Origin of the sequence: Vibrio olivae, from assembly GCF_042428525.1 — a bacterium.
Classification (GTDB): domain Bacteria; phylum Pseudomonadota; class Gammaproteobacteria; order Enterobacterales; family Vibrionaceae; genus Vibrio; species Vibrio olivae.
The window spans coordinates 1-549 of record NZ_JBHMEP010000118.1 but is presented as its reverse complement, the minus strand read 5'-3'; the positions used below and the strand labels follow the sequence as shown (position 1 = coordinate 549).

General features: G+C 43.2%; 2 protein-coding genes. Both read right to left on the bottom strand.

From position 1 onward, the window contains the following. A partial coding sequence (locus tag ACFFUV_RS23810; protein ID WP_390198493.1) for an NUMOD4 domain-containing protein occupies nt 1-200 on the bottom strand: 200 nt, incomplete at its 3' end. 109 nt (nt 201-309) lie between these two features. Beyond that, on the bottom strand, nt 310-549 hold a 240-nt coding region (locus tag ACFFUV_RS23805; RefSeq protein ID WP_390198491.1), incomplete at its 5' end, for a hypothetical protein.

Genomic DNA, 549 nt, shown 5'->3' with positions numbered 1-549 from the left:
TGAACCATTATTTTTTTAAATCCATCTTTCCTATTTCCTAATGAAACACGTAAATAACCTTTTTTTGTAACTTCAGGAACTAATATACGTTCGTTATAAACTCTGCCTAATCTATCTACACGATATAAGCTCTTAACTCTTCCGCTACTACTGATTTGATACAAACTTTCATAACCTTTAATTTCTTCCCATTTTTCCATATTGCAAATATAGCAGATTGTTCCCCTATTAGGAATTAAGATTGCAATAAAAAAAGGGGGCGGGGATACACCCCGTCCCCTCGGTTTAACAATTCGTTATGCTCCGGCGTTATGCGCCACCTCCGGCGGGAAATTCCCCGGCGTTGGTTACATATACGGGCATTCCTAACGGTTCGTTCGGGTTGCGTGCTGCAATCTCGGCTTTGATAATCGGATTTGCCAAGATGTCCGGTTCGCTGTTATATGCTACCATATAGGCAACATCAACGCTAAATCCGAAATACTCCTTAACCGCACACGTCAAATCGGCGGTTGCGGCGCCCATGATTGCGGACTGGTCGCCAACGGC